Source organism: Exiguobacterium sp. SH1S21, assembly GCF_004337175.1.
Lineage (GTDB): Bacteria > Bacillota > Bacilli > Exiguobacteriales > Exiguobacteriaceae > Exiguobacterium > Exiguobacterium aurantiacum_A.
The window spans coordinates 1-400 of sequence record NZ_SJUY01000037.1 but is presented as its reverse complement, the minus strand read 5'-3'; the positions used below and the strand labels follow the sequence as shown (position 1 = coordinate 400).

Annotated in this window: 1 protein-coding gene; it reads left to right on the top strand. The window is 33.0% G+C overall.

The window, feature by feature from the left end; all coding sequences use genetic code 11:
* Positions 1-400: phosphate acyltransferase (locus EVJ24_RS15240; RefSeq protein WP_269089727.1), on the top strand; the 400-nt coding region annotated here is incomplete at both ends.

Sequence of the window (400 nt, the reverse complement as noted above, 5' to 3'; positions counted from 1 at the left end):
TACAAATACTAAAAAGCAAATCATAGAAAATGCTTGCACAGTAGCACATTCATTAGATATAAGTGAACCAAAAGTTGCTGCAATATGCGCAAAAGAAAAAGTAAATCCAAAAATGAAAGATACAGTTGAAGCTAAAGAACTAGAAGAAATGTATGAAAGAGGAGAAATCAAAGGTTGTATGGTTGGTGGACCTTTTGCAATTGATAATGCAGTATCTTTAGAAGCAGCTAAACATAAAGGTATAAATCATCCTGTAGCAGGAAGAGCTGATATATTATTAGCCCCAGATATTGAAGGTGGTAACATATTATATAAAGCTTTGGTATTCTTCTCAAAATCAAAAAATGCAGGAGTTATAGTTGGGGCTAAAGCACCAATAATATTAACTTCTAGAGCAGAC